We start from the raw sequence: 17,467 nt of genomic DNA, 5'->3' as shown, positions 1-17,467 counted from the left end.
CAGGTTTAATATTTTAATTTAAGTAGGAAGCAGTAATGGAATTATATAATTTAAAACACCCTTCACAGGTGGTGAATTTTAGTCAAGCAGTTCAACTGGGCTTAGGTAAGGATAGAGGGTTATTTTTTCCTAAGTCTATTCCTGTGTTGGATAATGTTGATGCATTACTTGAAATGCCATTCGCAGAGCGTAGTAAACAAGTCTTAGGTGCATGGCTAGCGGATGAACTTGGTCAAGCTGCTGTTGATGCTTTGGTGGATAAAGCATTTACTTTTCCTGCACCATTGGTTGATGTTGATCACCATCGTGGCTGTTTAGAGTTATTCCATGGTCCGACTTTGGCTTTTAAAGATTTTGGCGCTCGCTTTATGGCCCAATGTGTGAACTTACTAGCAGGTGATCAAGGGCTAACTATTTTAACTGCCACTTCGGGCGATACTGGAGCTGCTGTTGCGGATGCGTTTTATGGTTTAGATAAAGTGCAAGTTGTCGTGATGTATCCGAAAGGAAAAATCAGCGAGTTGCAAGAAAAGATGTTCACAACTTTAGGCAAGAATATCCATACTGTCGCTGTTCACTCTGATTTTGACGCTTGCCAACATCTAGTAAAACAAGCGTTTGATGATCCTGAAGTGCGTGAGGGCTTAGCGCTTAACTCAGCAAATTCGATCAATATCAGTCGCTTACTTGCTCAAATTTGTTATTACTTTGAGGCCATCGCTCAAGCTAAAAAAGCGGGACACAATAACTTTGTTGTATCAGTTCCCAGTGGTAATTTTGGTAATTTAACCGCAGGATTATTTGCTAAGGCCATGGGCTTGCCAATTAACAGATTTATTGCTGCTACTAATGCCAATGATACCGTGCCGCGTTATCTTGAAAATGGTACTTGGGCACCACATGATACGGTTGCGACTATGTCGAATGCGATGGATGTCTCAGAACCAAGTAACTGGCCACGTGTTGAAGCGATATGTGAACAAATGGGGTGGCCATTGTCTTTAATATCAGGCTTAGCTTTAAATGAGCTACAAACATCTGAGTCATTACTAAACTTATATAATTTAGGTTATCAGTCAGAGCCTCATGCAGCGATAGCCGCGCAAGGTTTACGCCAGTTATTGACTAAAGATGAATATGGGATATTTTTAGGAACAGCACATCCAGCTAAGTTCAAAGATGTAGTGGATAGAGAGCTTAAGCTTGATTTACCTTTGCCACCTGAGTTAGAGGAAGTCGTAAACAAGACCATTTTATCTGTTGAGTTGAATGCTGATTTTGCTATGTTGAAGGCGCATCTTTTCAAAATGTTACGCTAATTATATCTGACATTTTATTTTGTTCTTCATTATGAAAGCACCTAGTAGTGCTTTTATTTTTTTAGATCTGTTAGAGGTTATTTGAACTGAAGCATGATCTTGGTCATAAATATAATTTCTCAATATAGTAAATTGGGAAATAGTGGTATTTTTTCGACTAAGATTTAAACTGTTAGGAACACATGACGGAGAAGACTATGCTTAAACGTTTAAAGCGTGACCATCAACATATTGCTATTTTGTTGGATATTCTCACTGGCAAACATATCCGTTTAGCAGAAGGAGAGGCTGTTAATTTCAACTTAATTAGGGATATTGTGGAGTATATGCAAGGATATACCGAGCATAGTCATCACCCACTTGAAGATATTACTTATGATTATTATGTCAAAAAGATGGCAAACATAGGTAAGCCATTGGAAAGTAACGATCAGCTACATCGTGAGCACGATAAAATAACGCAGGCGACTAGCTCATTGATGTATAGCTTGAATATGATTCTGTCAGATGTGGTAATTTCAAGAGAAAAACTGATTTCAGACTTAGTTAATTACACCCAACTTCAACTTGCTCATATGCAGTTTGAGGAGAAGCTTCTTTTCCCTCAATTTGCTCAGCACTTAGACGAAGACGATTGGCAAGCTATTGAAAAGATTTGTTATACAAAACTGGTAGATGATCCACTGTTTAGTGACAATGATAATGTGATTTTTGAAGAGTTACGTGAGCATATCGCAAGAGTGGATAAGAAACGCTAGCTTCTTTTAACAATAAAAAGAGCGCAATTAGCGCTCTTTTTTAATTTTGGTTGCTGCATAAATATTCAAATTTAGTGCAACTACAACATTAGGGTGTTAACATCAAAATCAAAAGAATCATCGATTTCTTGTAATTCTTTTAGTAAACGCTGTTTATCCTTAATTGCTTCTATCTCCCGCCATTTACGCTTTTTGTTAGAACTTTTTGTACGGCTTGGTCTTTCAACAACTTCGTCTAACGCACCACCATAGTCTAATCGATCCATGGTAACCTCCTTTGTTATTATGATGTCTATGCAAATAAGTATCATATTTCAGTTATAGGGTGCAACACTTATGTTTCACTGGTGTTAATGCGAGGTGGTGTTTTTGTGACAATGAAACTTGCCGAAGAGTATGGCGTGCTAAATAAGTAATAAGTTGAGCACTAAAAAGCCAGCAAATGCTGGCTTTTTAGTGTTTATATCTGTCCGCGACGATATAAATTTATTAAATGATTACTTGAAGAATCGAGCTCATCGGCATCTTTATCTGCACCTATCCGATCTAGCACATCATTACCAAGTACTTTACCTAATTCGACACCCCATTGGTCAAATGAATTAATTTGCCAAATTACGCCTTGAACAAAGGTTCTGTGCTCGTATAGCGTAATCAGAGAGCCTAATGTTTCAGGCGTTAGCTTATCCATTAATAGGGTATTGCTAGGCTTATTCCCCGCCATCACTTTATGTTTGGCAATTAATTGCTTTTGAGTATCATCAATAACCGAAGTACTCATTTCTGCTAATGCTTCTTCGTAAGTACGACCTTGCATTAATGCTTGTGTTTGACCAAAGCAATTAGAGGCTAGTTGATTGTGATGCTCGCCTAAAGGGTTATGGCTTTGAAGCGGCATTATAAAATCAGCTGGAATTAATGCTGTACCTTGATGCAGCAATTGATGGTATGCATGTTGGCCATTCGTCCCTTCACCCCCCAAATAACAGGACCAGTGCTGTAATCAACTTGGGTACCATTGAGGGTAACTGATTTACCATTACTTTCCATATCCAATTGTTGGAAGTAGGCGGGTAAGCCACGTAAGTAATGATCATAAGTTAAGATAACGTGTGATTGTGCACCATGGAAGTTGCTATAGAGTACTGAAAGTAACCCCATGATCACTGGCATATTCTGTTCGAGCGGAGTTTGTTGGAAATGTTGATCCATTTCAAACGCACCTGACAACAATTTGCTGAAGTTATCCATGCCAATAACTAAGGCGATAGGTAAACCAATAGCTGACCATAAGGAGTATCGACCACCAACCCAATCCCACATGGGGAATATGTTGTCTGCATCCATGCCGAATTCGGTCGCTTTGCTCACATTTGAGGTTACCGCTACGAAATGCTTGGCGATATCTTGCTGGCTTGCTCCTTGAGACAAAAACCAGTCTTTGGCGCTAAGGGTATTGGTTAATGTCTCTTGTGTACCAAAAGATTTTGAAGACATCACAAATAATGTGGTTTCGGCGTTTAAGCCTTTTAGCTTTTCACAAATTGAACTTGCATCAACATTGGCAACAAAATGGCAGTTGAGATCTTTCCAATAAGGACGCAAAGCTTGAGTAACAATTTTAGGGCCTAAAAATGAGCCACCAATACCGATGCTAACAATGTCGGTAATTGCTTTACCTGTGTAGCCTTTCCATTCGCCATTTTGCACTTTTTCAACAAACGCACGCATTTTGGCAAGGGTTTGTTGTACTTCAGGAACAATGTTTTGTCCGTCAGCTAAAATGGATTGTTCTGGTCGGCTTCGGAGCGCGGTATGTAACACTGCTCGATGTTCTGTGTTGTTAATGATTTCACCAGAGAACATTGCTTTAATTTTGTTAGATAAGTTTGCTTCGTTAGCCAGCTTAAATAACAGTGAAAGGGTTTCATTGTTCGCGCGATTTTTAGAGTAATCTAATAGCAAACCACAGGTTTTTACATGCATTTGCTCAAAACGAGTAGCATCTTGAGCAAATAATTCCCGCATATGTGGTAACTCAGCTGCATTTTTTACAAGCTGTTGCCAAGTTACTGATTTAGTGAGTTGAGTCATCAAATCCTTCCTTGGTTAGTTTAGTTTCTCTTGCAACATAACTTCTAATTTGCCCTGATCGATAGCAAAGTTACGGATTCCTTCCGCTAGCTTGTCAACAGCCATAGGGTCTTCATTAAATTCCCAACGGAATTGGGCTTCAGTTAGAGCAATTGGCTTGGTAGAGGCAGATGAAGTTGGTTTCAGCTTTTGGCTAACAACGAGGTCAGTATTAGCTAATTCTTCTAGTAAGGCAGGGCCAATGGTTAAACGGTCACAGCCAGCGAGTTCGATGATCTCACCGATGTTACGGAAGCTCGCACCCATAACTACCGTTTTATAGTCATGTTGTTTGTAATAGTTGTAGATTTCCGTTACCGAGACAACACCTGGGTCAGTGTGTGCAGCATAATCTTGACCAGTATCTTTTTTGTACCAATCGAGAATGCGGCCAACAAATGGCGAAATAAGGTATACACCCGCTTCGGCACAGGCACGTGCTTGTGCAAAACTAAATAATAAAGTGAGGTTACAGTTAATTCCTTCTTGCTCAAGCTCTTTGGCGGCGCAAATACCTTCCCAAGTAGAAGCAAGTTTGATTAAGATGCGAGATTTATCAATACCGGCTTCTTTATAAAGCTTAATCAGCTTATGCGCTTTGGCGATAGACTTCTCTTTATCAAAAGAAAGACGTGCGTCAACTTCGGTAGAAATACGACCAGGAACAATTTTTAATATTTCTACGCCGATGTTTACAGCTAATTTATCACCTGCATCTTCAATCTGTTGAACTTGGTCATTGCTCTGGGTTTTAGCCCATGCAATGGCATTATCAATTAAAGAGGAATATTCAGGAATTTGTGCTGCTTTTAAAATAAGTGATGGGTTGGTGGTGGCATCTTCTGGTTGATAGCGTTTAATCGCTTCAATATCTCCAGTGTCTGCGACAATAGTTGTGAATGATTTTAGTTGCGCGAGTGCGTTGGCCATGGAACGTTCCCTCTCGATAAGCAAAAACAATGTATCAATAGATTTTAAGATATTAGAAGCGATTTTAACCTGTATTCCAACTGATTTTGTAAAAAAATTACGAAAAATAGTATCTTTTTACTCATAATATGCTTTTTATTGTTGTAATTAGTCAATTGAAACACTGACAAAGGCTATTGTTGAATGACAACAATGCCACTGGTAGCGTTAACATATCAACGTGGTAGCGGTTTGTAATATTGTTTACAAAATAAAAAAGTCGCTGAAATCAGCGACTTTTTATGAAACTTAAAAATAATTAAATTATTTTAGCACAGCTCGTTTTTCTGTCTTTGTTACTATCGCTTCAATACGACGGTTTTGCTTATGAGCTTCTGGTGTATTACCTTCAACGATTGGTTTAGTCACACCGTAACCTACAGCTTTAACACGGCTAGATTCTATTCCATATTTTGATGTTAATACTTCAGCTACAGCTTGAGCACGACGCTCTGATAGATCCATGTTGTAATCTGGTGTACCGACATTAGAAGCATGACCTTCGATAACAACAGTAAACTCAGGATTTTTCTTCATGTAGTTAGCTAGTTTTTCTATATCAGAATAAGAAGCTGACTTAATCACAGAAGAATCGTTATCAAATAAAATACCACCTACATCACTTTGTTCAGTGATGGCTTCGTAAATGGTACAACCATTAGCATCTACTCTATGGGTGCTTGGCGTTGCTGGACATTGATCAACATCATCATTTACGCCGTCATTATCAGAGTCTACAGGTGCAACTACAGGTGCAACCGCTGCAGCAGTTGGTTTGTTTGATCCAAAACGGTAGCTAAGTTCAAGTCCCCAATAGTTACTGTCTAATTCAAGTGTTTTCCACTTATCTTCATCTAAATTCTCATAACGACGATATTTTGCCTGAAGCTTAAGGTTATCAGTAAAATTATAACCGATACCAGCACCAATGAACGGCGCAATACCATTATCGCTATAATATTCTGTATTCCACTGCTTTTTGTTTGAAATGATATAGCTCATTGCACCAGCTTCTGCTGAGAATGACCACTTATTGGCAAATGGGTAAAAGCCCACTAAACCTAATGTCATTCCATCAGCGCCGACATCATTTAATTTATTGGAGTAATCTACCCATTGAGCGCGCCCTAGAGCACGGTAACCGAGTTCTATACCAAAGTAATCATTGAATAAATATCCTGCTAGTACATCCCAAGCATATGGAGAGTCGTCGTGACAAATTTTCATTGTTTTTTGGTCGCAATTAGGTTCGTAATTATTTACACCTAAACCTGCACCAATGTACCAAGGTGTTAATTCTTCTGCGGCATTTGCTGCAAGAGGTAACATTGAGGTGAGTAATACTACTTTTAAAGTGTTCTTCATCATAAATAAGTCCATTGTTATTTTTACTCCACCAACAAGTGTGTGAGTAAATTGTTATTACCACACATTGCTGACCCTTAGCGTGGTGATCCTTTGGTTTAGTCGCCAGCGCACTAATTATGATAGTTAATATTATGATTCGCCATAGTAAAAGGTAAAAATTCACAAAAACTTGTTAAATAAACGATATCGTCAGTATTTTGTATGTTGTATAAATTTTGATGTTTTTAAGTGGGAGATTGTAGCTTGACGGTAAATATTGTTGTTTTGCTGTGTAAAGTGATAAAAACGCCCACTAAAGACGTTTTTATCACCTGGTTAGATCGTATTGGCGATTAAATTATCGCGTCCAAACCCAGTTTTCAATTTCACTTGGGTCAACACCATTGGCTTTAATGTAATTACGGTGTTCGACTAATCTTTGCAGCATATCTGTTGTAATAGCTACATGTTGAGTTTCATCTATGACACCTTGTTGGAATAACTTGTATGCCATATCGATCACTAAGTGGTAACGTGATGTTCCGTTACGGACACCCATATCAAATGGTGTTGTCGTCGAACCTTCTTCTTCATAGCCTTTGATACGGAACCGACGACTACCTTTGTAATCAAAAATTAATTTTTTGATGGTGTTTGGATAGCCATGATAATTAAAGACCACACCTTTATCTTCGGTGAAAATCTCGTCCATTATCCAAGGCTTGCTTTGGAATTTAAGGCTACCTAAACCACTGCTGTGTAGCTCGGATACACTCACAAAACGCACTTTGACTCTGGGTAATAATTCACGCACTAATACTAATGCAGCCATGCATTCTTGTGTTGCGTAGTCGCCACAACCAGCAAGTACCACATCTGGATTATCATCAGAGGCGAAGTCCCAAACCATTACCCCGTCTTCAGCTTGTTTGCGAGCTTCATCTAAAGATAACCATTGTGGTAATGACTTTTTACCTGCAACAATGATGTTAAGCTTGTCCCTATCAGCAAAGGCTTTTTCAGTATAAACCAAGGTACTGTTTGCATCAGCAGGTAAGTAAGCTGAAATAATATCTGGGTGCTTTTCTAACATGGCGCCTAAGAAAGAAGGGTTCTGATGCGAGTAACCATTGTGATCTTGACGTTCAAGTAAAGATGACAGCACCACGTTACAAGATGGTATAGGCTTGCGGAAATGGATCCCTTGGCTAGCGTGCACATATTTACAGTACTGATCAGCCATTGATGAGATCACTTGTGAAAACGCTTCATAAGTTGGGAACATACCATGGCGACCGGTAACCGTATATCCATGCAACATACCAAATAATAGGTTTTCTGACAGCAGCTCAATCACCCTTCCATCGCGAGACATATCTTGATCCCACTCTTCAATAGGCCATTGCCAAGCGCGCGTGGTTTCTTCAAATACTGCTTGTAATTGATTTGAATAGGTTTCATCTGGACTGAAAATTCGTAGATTTTTTTGATCTCGATTCAGCTTAAATGCATCACGCATCCACTGACCCATTTTAAGCATTGAGTAACCACGTTGTCCTCTTGGCACTTCAGGGCCATAGTGCAGCTTGTTTAAATCAGGGTTAGCAAGGGCGCGTACTACTTCTCCACCATAACTTAGACGTTGGCGACCGCAGCATAGTTCTTTTGGGGGGATCAGTGATTTGATTTCATCATCAAAGATTAAACCTCCTTCCGGACTAAGCTTATAGAGTTCATCAAACTTGTAACTTGCTAACCAAGCATCTAGAGCATCTAAATGGCGTTTATCAGTAGCGCAGTGATTAACGATTACTTGGTGAGATTCACAGTTACCTTCAAGTTTAACTCCATCAAATTCACTGGTGCCAGTCCAACCTTTTGCTGTTCGCATCAAAATAACAGGCCATCGTGGCTTAACAACATCTTCACCGCCACGAGCACGTTGTTGAATGTCATTAATCATTTCATAGGATTTATCCATGGCGTTTATCATTTGCTCATAGATGTCTTCACTATCTGCATCATCAACAATAATTGGCGCGTATCCTAAACCTCGAAACTCAAGATCGAGTTCTTCATGGCTCATGCGTCCCATTCTTGTTGGGCCAGAAATTTTATAACCATTGATATGAACAATTGGTAATACTGCGCCATTCGTTGCTGGAGAGACTAGTCGGTTTGCATACCAAGATGCGGCTAATGGGCCCGTTTCAGACTCACCATCGCCAATTAAACAGGTTGCAATTAGGTTTGGGTTATCAAGTACCGCTCCCCAAGCCACTGACAATGAATAGCCTAACTCTCCACCTTCCAAAATTTGTCCCGGAGCCTCTGGATTTGCATGAGAAGGGTAGCCATATGCCGCAGAGAATTTTTTACAAATGTCTTCAATGCCGGTTTCTGTATAGGGAATAACCTCAGGGTAAAAGTGGCTTAATGAACCTTCAACAAAAAGGTTTGCTTGGACGGCTGGAAAACCATGACCTGGGCCAACTAGGTATAGGAACTCGCGTTTATGTTTAACGATAAGGCGATTGATATTGGCATATACAAAATTGATTCCAGGGCAGGTTCCCCAATGGCCTAATAAACGTGGCTTAATATCAGCATGTTCCAATTTACGTTTATAGAGCACGTTTTGCTTTAAATAAATTTGCGAGGTGGCTAAAAAGTTAGTCGCTCTAACAAATTTTTTCAGTGCTTCAATTTCATTTTTAGTTGTCATCTTAACCCCTTTACAGTTTGATTATTCGATTATTAGCCTTCTAGTGAGAACACTGTATTCTTGTTTTGTTGTTAATAATGTGGGCAAGATCTAACTTTTATGCTTTTAAGTGGTAAATAAGATATTGTTAATGTTGGAATTTGGATGAGGGTTGTATCTTAGTTTTTATGATTTGCCATACTGAATGTTAGTGATTTGGTGGGGGGATGAATTTTTGTGATCTAGATCGGCTATAAAAATGATCTCGCTATGATACTTTGCGGAAGCTTTAAATTGAGCACTGTTAAAAATGCAGCCTGAATCACCTATTATCAACACAAACTAAATTAGAGTTAGTGATTTGTTTAGGTATAATGCTCAATTAAACTAATAATATTTAATCATATAATTATAAAAACATATAACAATCAATCAATTAAAATAATTTTATTTTGTAGTTGTTACGCTGATTTATCAATGACAAGCATAAAATAAAGTTATTCCAAAGGAATAGACAAGTATTATGGCAATGTTAGAAACGATCGTTAATTTTTTAAATGACCTCTTATGGGGCAAATTATTAGTCTACGGACTAGTGGGTGCAGGCTTGTATTTCACCATTAGACTAGGCTTTATTCAGTTTAGCCAGTTTGGACATGGTCTTAAGTTACTTTCTATAAGTCGTCGACCCGGAAAAAGTGGCTTGTCATCTTTCCAAGTATTTTGTACCAGTATGGCTGCCCGTGTCGGTGCAGGTAATATGGCTGGCGTAGCCTTTGCGATTGGCGTTGCAGGGCCGGGGGCTGTTTTTTGGATGTGGGCTATTGCTGTTTTAGGTATGGCTACAGCAATGATCGAATCGACACTTGCTCAAGTATATAAAGTTAAAGATGTGGATGGACAATATCGCGGCGGCCCTTCTTATTACATGGAGAAAGGTCTTGGTCAGCGTTGGATGGGGATTTTATTCTCCATTCTACTCATTATCTGTTTTGGTCTAGTGTTTAATGCCGTTCAAGCGAATACTATTGCTGGCGCAATGACGACGGTATTTGATTTTAATCCGCTTTATGTCGGGATTGGGATCACCGCCTTTAGCGGTATCGTTATCATGGGCGGTTTAAAGAAAGTTGCTAAGGTTTCGGAATTTATTGTACCCGTGATGGCACTGGCTTATATCTTTATGGCATTTGTCGTTGTAATGATGAATGTAACCGAGCTGCCTAGCGTATTTATGCTCGTTATCAATAGCGCATTTGGTTGGCAGGAAGCAGCTGGTGGTGCCATCGCTTATAGTGTTGCGCAAGCTATGCAAGCTGGTATCGCACGTGGTTTGTTTTCAAATGAAGCGGGTATGGGTAGTGCAGCAAATATTGCAGCTAGTGCATCCCCTAATCCTAATCATCCTGCATCACAAGGTTATATTCAAATGATGGGGTATTTTTCGATACCATCGTGATTTGTACCGCGACAGCTGCAATTATTTTACTATCGGGTGACGCAGCTGGCTCTGGTGAGGGTATTGGTATGACAATCAATGCCTTATCTTCGCATGTTGGCAGTTGGGGCGGCGGATTTATTGCTGCGGCAATTCTGTTATTTTGTTTTACTTCGATTATCGCAAACTACTCTTATGCTGAAACCAATGTGATGTTTTTATCAGGTAATAGTAAAAAAGCGTTACCCATTTTTAGATTGATTGTATTAGGCATGGTAATGTTTGGTGCTATGGCTAAAATTGGTTTGGTGTGGGATTTAGCCGACGTTTCAATGGGCTTAATGGCCTTGGTGAATATTGTCGCAATTTCATTACTCTCTGGTTTGGCTATTCGAGTGATTAATGATTATCGCGAGCAAGTTAACGCTGGTAAAGATCCCGTATTTGATACCAGTAAGTTTCCGGAGTTAGCAGAACAATTAGAAGAGAAGATTTGGCCTGATGGATCCGCAAAACATAAGTCATAAACAGTAGAACGATATAATGCATTGAAAATGTGCGTTAACGTAATCGAAAAAACCATGCTGGATTAGCATGGTTTTTTTTTGTCACTAAAGTATGATGACTTTATCAGAATAAAGGAGTTAATCATGCTGGTTTTAGTTTCACCTGCCAAAACATTAGATTTTGAAAACCCACCGATTACACAAGAATTTACCCAGCCTACGCTGCTAGAACAGAGTGCTTCTTTAATAGAGGTTTGTCGCGAGCTTACACCTGTCGAGATTGCGAGTTTGATGAAGGTTAGCGACAAGATTGCCGGGCTCAATGCTGCCAGATTTGCACAGTGGCAACCCAAGTTTACTCTTGATAACGCTAAACAGGCTATCTTTGCTTTTCGTGGCGATGTTTATACCGGTTTTGATGCGGACAGTTTATCTGAAACACAAATGCAATCAGCCCAGCAGCATTTACGCATATTGTCTGGTTTATATGGTCTGCTTAAACCCTTAGATCTTATTCAGCCCTATCGCTTAGAAATGGGGACCCGATTAGTCAATCCTGAAGGAACTAACTTATATGCATTTTGGGGCGATAGCATTACCCAGGCGGTGAATGAAGCGCTTGCGGAACAAGGTGACGATATTATTGTCAACCTTGCCTCAAACGAGTACTTCAAGTCAGTGAAGACAAAACAACTTAAAGGCAAGTTAATTACCCCAGTATTCAAAGACTGTAAAAAAGGTCAGTATAAAGTTATTAGTTTTTATGCAAAAAAAGCCCGTGGATTAATGGCGCGTTACATTATTGACAACCAGCCTAAAACTCTTGAGCAATTGAAGCAGTTTGATTTAGAAGGTTACTACTACAGTGAGGAACTTTCTTGTGATGATTCACCAGTATTCTTGCGAGAAGAGCAAAACTAAATAACTGGCAGGGTTGGTTAAATACTAAGTTGAGATAAATAAATGCCCTTAATTTGTTAAGGGCATTGTTGTTTTAAAAGAAATTATTGCTGAGTAAGTGGACGTAATTCAACGTCTGATTGCGCCATCATATAAGCAAATTGCACATAAGCTGCCACATTTTGGGCTAGTGATTTAGGATCAATTTTATCCAAGGTATCATTTGGCGTATGGTGATAATCGAAATAATCAGTCCCATCTTGTCTGAGTGATGCAACCGGTACGCCAAGGCTTGGCATCATTGATACATCCGGCCCACCAGAGGCTTTATTGTTACCCAGTGCAACACCATTTAGTGTCATCGAAGACACTTGATGTTGAATTTGACTAAAGCTCGCTGGAGCGACATTAAAGTCGATTTGATAGATTGGGCCTGCACCAAAATCAGATTCAGCTGCAATATAATGTTTTTCGAGGTCATCAGCGTGTTGCTTAACGTAAGATTTACCACCGATTAGGCCTACTTCTTCTGCCGCGTACAATACCACGCGAATTGTTCTAGCAGGTTTTTGAGGTAAGTCTTGAATGAGCTTTGCAGCAGCTGTAACGATTGCCACGCCTGCGCCATCATCAATAGCGCCTGTGCCTTCATCCCATGAGTCTAAATGTGCACCGATTAACACTAATTCTTCTGGTTTACTGCTGCCTGTTACTTCTGCTATTACGTTGTAAGACGTCGCTATCCCAAGGTTTTCTGACGACATTTTGAGTGACATCATAATGTTTGGATCCCGCTTGAGCATACCGTTAATTAGTTCTGCATCAGGGAATGACATTGCCGCAGCAGGAATTTTAGCTACGTCGTCTTGATAGCGCATTACGCCAGTATGTGCCATACGGTCATGATTTGTTCCTATCGAACGAATAACAACAGCAACAGCGCCTTTTTTTGCCGCTTCAACAGCTCCTTTAGAGCGACCTCCAACAGTTACCCCATAACCATTGCCATCTTTATGACGCTCTGTAATATGGTCGATAAACACAATTTTACCTTTAACTGTGCTTGGTTCAGCTAACTTTAGTGCAGCCAAAGAGTCAAAGCGAACAATGGGGGCGGTAATCCCATTAGTTGGTGTGGCAACACTGCCGCCTAATGCTGTAATTACCAATGGTTGTTGAAACGGCGCCACGATACTGGCTTCTGCTTTTCCTCGAGACCAAGCGGGAACTTGAACCGATTCTTTATACACTTTATCAAATCCCATCGAGCGCAGTTTTTCCATGGCCCAATCTACGGCCATTAAATCTTTATCACTACCCGCTAAACGAGGGCCGATTTCGACAGTCAAGGATTCAACGATGTCATAAGCCAAATTGGAGTTGAGTGCTTGCTTGGCTAGTTGCAGACTTATTTGTGCATCTGCGGAATTATTGACCACTAATTCAGGAGGTTTGGGGTCATTTGTTGTTTGTTGGCAGCCAAATAATCCAACCAATATTAGGGCACATAAGGCTGTGCTTTTATAGTCTTTCATGAGTTTCCTTCAATTATTCTAACTAAGTCTCATTTTTTCAGACAATCTACCAAAAAGTGTGCTTTATGTCCCGACTCTATTTGTAAGGGAACGCTATATTAGTCAGAGGTTCGATGAGGAGAGTATTACGAGTGATGAATATTGAAAAAATGCAACAACAAGCCGATCATGCTGTTGTGTTGCTTAAAGCGTTAGCCAATGAGCGCAGATTGTTTATTTTATGTCACTTATTGAACGATGGTGAGATGTGTGTCGGTGAAATGAATAAAAAATTGGGTTTAAGCCAGTCTGCCTTGTCTCAACACTTAGCGTGGTTACGAAAAGATAATTTAGTTTGTACACGTAAAGAAGCACAAACAGTTTTTTACTCATTAAAAAGCGATGAAGTGAAAGAGCTTATTGAAGTATTAAATAAAATGTACTGTCACTAAAAGTTACTGTCATTAAAAACTAAAACAACGATAAGCAAAAAGTTAAACCTTAATCTAAGCGATTAAGGTTTTTTTTGTGCCTGAAATGCAAAAATAAGCTTAAATTACAGACATAAAAAAACCGGCCTAAGCCGGTTTTTTAAAATAATCGTTAAAATTAAGCTACAAGAGCTTTGATTTTAGCGTTTAAACGTGCCTTTTGACGAGCAGCTTTATTCTTATGAATAAGGCCCTTAGTCGCCATACGGTCAACGATTGGTTGTGCAACCGCGAATGCTTCTGTAGCCGCTTTGTGGTCACCGCTCTTGATAGCAGCGATAACTTTTTTAACGTATGTACGTAACATAGAGCGACGGCTTGCGTTATGCTGACGACGCTTTTCAGACTGAAGCGCGCGCTTCTTTGCAGACTTGCTATTAGCCAAGGTGCAACTCCTAAAAACTGGATTTGATACTTTTAAAGGCCGAGGAATATGCCTGCTTTTAGTTCGTTTGTCAACGACTATGAAAGAAATACCTACATAAAGATAAATATTTCAATCGGGCGTGCTTATCTTCAACCCACTCGTGTAAAATGTGGCGCAATTCTACCAGCTCTTGCGCGTATGTGACAGTGTTGGATTAGAATATTTGCTACAAATCCCACTAAATTATTTTGTATGGAAGCGCTCTAGGGGGCCAATTGAGTAAAAAGTTAATTAAATCGGGTGTCATTGTTAGTTCTATGACATTGATTTCTCGAGTATTGGGCTTAGTGCGTGATGTAGTGGTTGCCAACCTGATGGGAGCGGGCAGTAGTGCGGATGTTTTCTTCTTTGCTAATAAAATTCCCAACTTCTTACGGCGCTTATTTGCTGAAGGTGCTTTTGCGCAAGCATTTGTTCCGGTATTAACTGAATACCAAGAGCGTCAATCTCCTGAAGAGACTCGAGAATTACTCAGTAAAGTTGCCGGTACTTTAGGGGGACTGGTGACACTTGTTACTTTGGTCGGGGTGATAGGTTCTCCGATACTAGCGGCATTATTCGGTGGCGGCTGGTTTATTGATTGGTTAGAAGATGGCCCTAATGCCGAAAAGTTTACCCTAGCGGCATTAATGCTAAAAATCACCTTTCCTTATTTATGGTTTATTACATTTACTGCGTTAGCCGGCTCGATTTTGAATACTCGAGGGCGTTTTGCGGTTTCTGCGTTTACGCCTGTTTTTCTTAATATTGCAATTATCTCCTTTGCTTTGTTTTTATCGCCTAACATGGAGAACCCTGAAATCGGATTAGCATGGGGTGTATTTGCAGGTGGTGTAATCCAATTCCTTTTTCAAATTCCTTTTTTGATCCAAGAGCGTGCTTTAGTTAAACCTTCATGGGGCTGGAACCATCCTGGGGTTGTGAAAATTCGTACTTTGATGATCCCCGCTTTATTTGGGGTATCGGTTTCACAAATTAACTTATTGTTCGATACCTTTATCGCTAGCTTTCTGATGACGGGCTCAATCAGTTGGCTTTACTATTCTGATCGATTATTAGAATTCCCTTTGGGCTTGTTTGGAATTGCCATTGCGACGGTTATTTTACCTGCTTTATCTAAGAAACATGTGAATGCTCAGGGGGAGGGCTTTAGTCAAACAATGGATTGGGGCGTTAAAGCCATTTTATTGTTGGGTACCCCAGCTATGCTGGGCTTGATTATTTTGGCTCAGCCTATGTTAATGGTGCTATTCATGCGCGGTGCCTTTAGTTTGAATGATGTAGAAATGGCTTCGTACAGTTTGATTGCTTACGGCTGTGGCTTGCTGAGTTTTATGTTAATAAAAGTGCTGGCACCAGGGTATTACTCTAGGCAAGATACTAAAACTCCTGTTCGATTTGGCATTATCGCAATGATTAGCAATATGGTTTTCAACTTAATATTTGCCATTCCTTTTGGCTATGTTGGTTTAGCGATTGCAACATCCTTATCTGCTTTATTGAATGCGAGTTTACTTTATCGTGGTCTACATAAAGCAGGCGTTTATCAATTAAGTCGTGGGACATTAATATTTGCTTTAAAAGTTGCAACAGCCACGGCTGTGATGGTCACAGGGGTATTGTTCATCTTACCTGAGCAAGCACAGTGGTTATCTTGGGAGCTTAGCCAGAGAATGTTGTCATTGATCATGCTCATTGTTGCTGGTGCGGGGAGTTATTTGATTGCATTACTGCTGCTGGGGATCAGGCCTTGGAAGATGAAGCCTGTGGTTAAACCATAATGGCGTGATTTGTTTTAATGATTAATGCTGCAGATTTAATGAGCTGTCTGGACTGTTATATGTACATAAGTTTACCGATATTATGATTAGTTGGACAATATAACGCCTTAATAGCGTGAGTGGGTTTAAGTGAGTAAGGTTTTGGGTATATAATCTGCCGATTTATAATCGACAGTCAGCTAGACAAATTTGCACTAATCGAATGGCTAGGGAATTAATGGCGTAATGGAATTAATCCGCGGTATACACAATATATTGCCCGAACATCATGGGTGTGTGCTGACAATTGGCAATTTTGATGGCATTCATCGTGGCCATGCTGAAGTGATCCGCAATTTGATAAGTAAAGCGCATCATTTTCAGTTACCCGCAACGCTTATGACCTTTGAACCTCAGCCGCAAGAGTTATTCAAAGGTGATAGTGCCCCCGCTAGATTAAGCTTGTTACGCGATAAAATACGATTACTTGATGAGTTGGATATTGATCGGCTGCTGTGTATTAATTTTACAGCATCCTTTGCTAATCAACCTGCCCATGAGTTTATTGAAGAGTTATTAGTCAAAAAACTCGGGGTTAAATATCTCGTAGTAGGAGATGACTTTTGCTTTGGTAAAGGTCGTGAAGGTAATTTTGACATGTTGGTCGCAGCTGGAAAAGAGTTCGGCTTTACCGTGGTAAGCACACAAAGCTTTCTGGTAGGGACGCAACGAGTGAGCTCAACCCTAGTGCGACAGCAATTACAACTCGGTAATCTTGAGCAGGCTCGTCGATTATTAGGGCATCCTTTTATCATGAGTGGCAAAGTTGCTCATGGCCAAAAAATTGGTCGAACGATTGGATTTCCAACGGCTAATATCGCCTTAAAACGTAAAGTTGTTCCTGTAAGAGGTGTGTTTGCGGTTAAGTTGTATTGGCAAGATAGTGATATTTATGAAGGTGTTGCAAATATTGGTTACCGACCAACCGTGCAAGGCCAAGTTTGCCAGCTAGAAGTTCATTTGCTTGATTTTTCTGGTGATTTATATGGTAAACGAGTAGAAGTTGAATTAGTGGCTAAAATCCGTGACGAACAACCTTTTGAGTCATTGGATGCACTAAAAAAACAAATTTTGAATGACGCGAATGAAGCTAAGGCTTTATTCAGCTTTGATGCAAGCTGATTTAATTAGCTTAAACAAT

At 39.9% G+C, this 17,467-nt stretch carries 12 protein-coding genes and 2 pseudogenes; 7 read left to right on the top strand and 7 right to left on the bottom strand.

Annotated elements, in window-relative coordinates; translation table 11 throughout:
• Window positions 1–35 precede the first annotated feature (35 nt).
• Both thrC and HBH39_RS12570 read left to right on the top strand, forming a co-directional pair.
• Window positions 36–1,319 (top strand): threonine synthase, encoded by a 1,284-nt coding sequence (thrC, locus tag HBH39_RS12575; RefSeq protein WP_167678782.1) that lies wholly within the window; start codon window positions 36–38, stop codon window positions 1,317–1,319.
• Between the two features lie 182 nt (window positions 1,320–1,501).
• Window positions 1,502–2,077 (top strand): hemerythrin domain-containing protein, encoded by a 576-nt coding sequence (locus HBH39_RS12570; RefSeq protein WP_244325650.1) that lies wholly within the window; start codon window positions 1,502–1,504, stop codon window positions 2,075–2,077.
• 80 nt (window positions 2,078–2,157) lie between these two features.
• Here HBH39_RS12570 and HBH39_RS12565 read toward each other — a convergent pair whose 3' ends face one another.
• From HBH39_RS12565 to HBH39_RS12545, 5 genes and pseudogenes are all read right to left on the bottom strand, one after another.
• The gene (locus HBH39_RS12565; protein ID WP_167678779.1) at window positions 2,158–2,343 is read right to left on the bottom strand and encodes a DUF3545 family protein; all 186 of its coding nucleotides are present in this window, start codon (window positions 2,341–2,343) and stop codon (window positions 2,158–2,160) included.
• Between the two features lie 194 nt (window positions 2,344–2,537).
• A pseudogene (pgi, locus tag HBH39_RS12560) lies at window positions 2,538–4,171 on the bottom strand (glucose-6-phosphate isomerase).
• A gap of 15 nt (window positions 4,172–4,186) precedes the next feature.
• Complete coding sequence (gene tal / locus HBH39_RS12555) at window positions 4,187–5,140, bottom strand: transaldolase (protein WP_167678776.1); 954 nt, start codon at window positions 5,138–5,140, stop codon at window positions 4,187–4,189.
• Window positions 5,141–5,443: 303 nt separating this feature from the next.
• Window positions 5,444–6,547, bottom strand: coding sequence for an OmpA family protein (locus HBH39_RS12550; RefSeq protein ID WP_167678774.1), 1,104 nt, complete (start codon window positions 6,545–6,547; stop codon window positions 5,444–5,446).
• A 337-nt stretch (window positions 6,548–6,884) separates the two neighbouring features.
• A complete protein-coding gene (locus HBH39_RS12545; RefSeq protein WP_167678771.1) occupies window positions 6,885–9,251 on the bottom strand; it encodes a phosphoketolase family protein in 2,367 nt (788 codons plus the stop codon).
• Between the two features lie 508 nt (window positions 9,252–9,759).
• On the opposite strand from HBH39_RS12545, the pseudogene HBH39_RS12540 reads away from it, so the two are divergent.
• Window positions 9,760–11,195: pseudogene (locus tag HBH39_RS12540) on the top strand (alanine/glycine:cation symporter family protein).
• A 123-nt stretch (window positions 11,196–11,318) separates the two neighbouring features.
• Window positions 11,319–12,095, top strand: coding sequence for a peroxide stress protein YaaA (gene yaaA / locus HBH39_RS12535; RefSeq protein ID WP_167678768.1), 777 nt, complete (start codon window positions 11,319–11,321; stop codon window positions 12,093–12,095).
• An 83-nt stretch (window positions 12,096–12,178) separates the two neighbouring features.
• Here yaaA and HBH39_RS12530 read toward each other — a convergent pair whose 3' ends face one another.
• Window positions 12,179–13,609, bottom strand: coding sequence for a M20/M25/M40 family metallo-hydrolase (locus HBH39_RS12530; RefSeq protein WP_167678766.1), 1,431 nt, complete (start codon window positions 13,607–13,609; stop codon window positions 12,179–12,181).
• Between the two features lie 134 nt (window positions 13,610–13,743).
• On the opposite strand from HBH39_RS12530, the gene HBH39_RS12525 reads away from it, so the two are divergent.
• The gene (locus HBH39_RS12525; RefSeq protein WP_167678763.1) at window positions 13,744–14,040 is read left to right on the top strand and encodes an ArsR/SmtB family transcription factor; all 297 of its coding nucleotides are present in this window, start codon (window positions 13,744–13,746) and stop codon (window positions 14,038–14,040) included.
• 157 nt (window positions 14,041–14,197) lie between these two features.
• Here the strand turns inward: HBH39_RS12525 and rpsT are convergent, their stop codons facing one another.
• Entirely contained in the window at window positions 14,198–14,464 is a 267-nt protein-coding gene (rpsT, locus tag HBH39_RS12520) for a 30S ribosomal protein S20 (RefSeq protein ID WP_167678760.1), read from the bottom strand.
• 257 nt (window positions 14,465–14,721) lie between these two features.
• On the opposite strand from rpsT, the gene murJ reads away from it, so the two are divergent.
• The gene (gene murJ, locus HBH39_RS12515; RefSeq protein ID WP_167678758.1) at window positions 14,722–16,287 is read left to right on the top strand and encodes a murein biosynthesis integral membrane protein MurJ; all 1,566 of its coding nucleotides are present in this window, start codon (window positions 14,722–14,724) and stop codon (window positions 16,285–16,287) included.
• A 225-nt stretch (window positions 16,288–16,512) separates the two neighbouring features.
• Window positions 16,513–17,448: a bifunctional riboflavin kinase/FAD synthetase gene (gene ribF, locus HBH39_RS12510; protein WP_167678756.1), complete on the top strand. Its 936-nt coding sequence runs from the start codon at window positions 16,513–16,515 to the stop codon at window positions 17,446–17,448.
• Window positions 17,449–17,467 lie beyond the last annotated feature (19 nt).

Source organism: Shewanella aestuarii, from assembly GCF_011765625.1.
Classification (GTDB): Bacteria; Pseudomonadota; Gammaproteobacteria; order Enterobacterales; family Shewanellaceae; genus Shewanella; species Shewanella aestuarii_A.
The sequence above is the reverse complement of the archived record's forward strand: the minus strand, read 5'-3'. Positions and strand labels throughout refer to the sequence as shown.